Annotated in this window: 2 protein-coding genes; both read right to left on the reverse strand. The window is 40.2% G+C overall.

Features of this window, described 5'->3' with window-relative positions:
* Positions 1-309: 309 nt before the first annotated feature.
* Entirely contained in the window at positions 310-1,308 is a 999-nt protein-coding gene (ccpA, locus tag ACH0QE_RS18005) for a catabolite control protein A (RefSeq protein ID WP_415801874.1), read from the reverse strand.
* 262 nt (positions 1,309-1,570) lie between these two features.
* Positions 1,571-2,644 (reverse strand): bifunctional 3-deoxy-7-phosphoheptulonate synthase/chorismate mutase, encoded by a 1,074-nt coding sequence (locus tag ACH0QE_RS18010; protein WP_415801875.1) that lies wholly within the window; start codon positions 2,642-2,644, stop codon positions 1,571-1,573.
* Positions 2,645-2,906 lie beyond the last annotated feature (262 nt).

The following is a 2,906-nucleotide window of genomic DNA, read 5'->3' on the forward strand; positions in this document are numbered from 1 at the left end:
AATTAATTGAAAAAGTGGTCGAATTAATTCAAAATGTGGTCGAATTAATTCAAAATGTGGTCGAATTAATTGAAGATGTGGTCGAATTAATTGAAAACCTTGCTAGATTCAAATGAATTCATGGTTATTTTAAATAAAAAAGTGGCTGCTATTGCAATAGATGCTGATATATCTGAGTCTTTGGCCGGTAATATTAATTATAGCTGTCTATTTTGCCATATTTATCTCGCTGATTTCAATCTTAATCCCTAAACCTGGCTTCATTTCTCTATAAAAAGCCCCTTGCACCATCAGCAAGGGGCTTCCCAATTATTTCGTAGAGTTTCTGTTCTCAATTCTGTGCGGCAATACAACGATATTTTCATCGACGTTTTCTTTGTTCATATATTTAGTCAATAAGCGCATCGCAACTGCTCCGATATCATATAAAGGCTGGACAATTGTAGTAAGCTGCGGACGTACCATAAGAGTAAGTCTAGTGTTGTCCGAAGCGATTACTTCAAAATCTTCAGGTACACTGTATCCGCGGTCAAATGCACCATGGATTACTCCCAGTGCCATTTCATCGGATCCGACAAGGATTGCTGTTGGCTTCTTATCAAGCTCAAGGATTCTTTCAATAGCTTCGAGACCTGAATCGTACGTATAATCCCCTTCGACAACAAGCTCTTCGTTATATTCAATACCAGCATCTTTTAATGCGCGCTTATAACCTTCAAGCTTTTTATCCTTGTTGATTGGCTCCAGCTGAGGTCCAATAACGAATGCGATTTCCTTGTGTCCTTTCTCAACAAAAGTAGAAACAGCATCAAATGTTGCCTGCTCATAATCAATATTGACTGACGGTATTTCTCCTGTTTCCTCAATTGAACCAGCAAGGACGATTGGTACCGGTGACTTCTTGAATTCGTCAACGTGCTCGGCTTTAATATTGCCGCCCATGAAGACAATTCCGTCTACTTGTTTGCCAAGCATTGTATTTAACAAATGCAGTTCTTTTTCAATATTTTGGTCTGAGTTGCTCAAGATAATATTATATTTGTACATCGTAGCGATATCTTCAATTCCCCTTGCCAGCTCAGCAAAAAACGGGCTTGCAATATCGGGAATGATGACTCCGACAGTCGTCGTCTTTTTGCTTGCAAGTCCGCGTGCAACGGCATTCGGACGGTATCCAAGACGGTCAATGACCTCCATGACTTTCTTTCTTGTAGCTGGTTTTACATTCGGATTTCCGTTGACAACACGTGAAACCGTTGCCATTGAAACGTTTGCTTCCCGTGCCACATCATATATTGTAATATTCATCTATTTCACTCCTTCAGGTAATAAACGGCGCTTTTCAGTTAGTTTACAGCAAAAATTGCCACAATAATCATTTTTTAAGTTTGTGATTATATGTACAAGCATAATTATGTTATTAATCATACGACATCCTTATCAATCCCGCAATGTGAACAACTTAATTTATTTATTTTTATCACTATTTCTGTTAAAATCACTTCTTTTTACGTTACCCTAAAATACACCATAAAAAAACCTTCCTGAAGAAAGGAAGGTTTCAAGAACTTTATACTCTCACAAACGGAGTGTTTTTTAATCCCTCTAAAAACTCATCAAACTGCTTCAAATCCATCTGCTGGGCATTGTCGGATAATGCTACTGCTGGATCAGGATGAACCTCTGCCATGACTCCATCTGCCCCAATTGCAAGAGCGGCTTTGGCTGCTGGCAGCAACAGGTCTCTCCTGCCTGTAGAGTGTGTTACGTCTACCATGACTGGCAGATGTGTTTCTTTTTTCAAAATTGGCACTGCAGAGATATCAAGTGTATTCCTTGTAGCTCTTTCGTACGTCCGAATTCCACGCTCACACAGAATGATTTGGCCATTGCCCTGTGACATGATATATTCAGCCGCATTGATGAACTCTTCGATTGTGGCGGCAAGTCCACGTTTGAGTAAAATAGGTTTGTTCACGGCTCCTGCAGCTTTTAAAAGCTCGAAGTTTTGCATATTGCGGGCGCCGATTTGGATAACATCAAGGTAGTCAACTGCGATTTCAATATCAGCAGGTGTGACAATTTCACTAATGACGGCAAGATCATATTCGTCTGCGACTCTCTTTAAGATTTTAAGTCCTTCTACCCCTAATCCCTGGAAGTCATAAGGTGAAGTCCGCGGCTTGAAAGCTCCGCCACGCAGCAACTTGAAGCCTTTTGCTTTAACTGCTTCAGCCACAGTCGCCACTTGTTCATATGATTCAACTGAGCAAGGACCGAAAACAAAATCCGGTGTGCCATCGCCGATTTTTAAGCCCTTAATATCAATGATGGTATCCTCAGGCTTTTTCTTCCTGGAAACGAGAAGAGCTTTGCGGTGGTCATCCGATTGAAGCTCAAGGCCTGCCTTAAATACTTCTTTGAAAATATGTTCTATTGTTGAATTCTCAAAAGGACCGTTATTTTTCTCCTTGATTAAATCAAGCATTTCCCTCTCGCGCACAGGGTCATAACGGTAGACACCCTGAGTCTCTTTTGCACGGCCAATTTCCTGGACGAGCAGGGCTCTCTCATTAATTAATGATAGAAGCTCTAAATTCAATTCATCCACACGATTTCTAAGCTGGTCAAGATTTTTACTCATTTTCTGTCCCGTCCTTTCGGAATTCATTTTAGTCCTAACCCCAAGACTTTTCAAACAAAGGTACACCCATTACTTTAACTGCACGCTGGATATGCGTATATTCTGATTTTTTTATAGCACCAGGATTTTATGGTGCACTTTTTATAAAATCAGCTTTCTGCGGCTCCGAGCCTAAAGCAATGTTACTTCAAAGCCGATAATAGAATAGGAGCCAGATGTAATAAAATGCAGCTAATATGCTATAAATCAAGCTGTATAATAT

It is taken from the genome of Mesobacillus sp. (assembly GCF_047739415.1).
In the GTDB taxonomy this organism is placed as follows: Bacteria; Bacillota; Bacilli; order Bacillales; family Cytobacillaceae; genus Mesobacillus.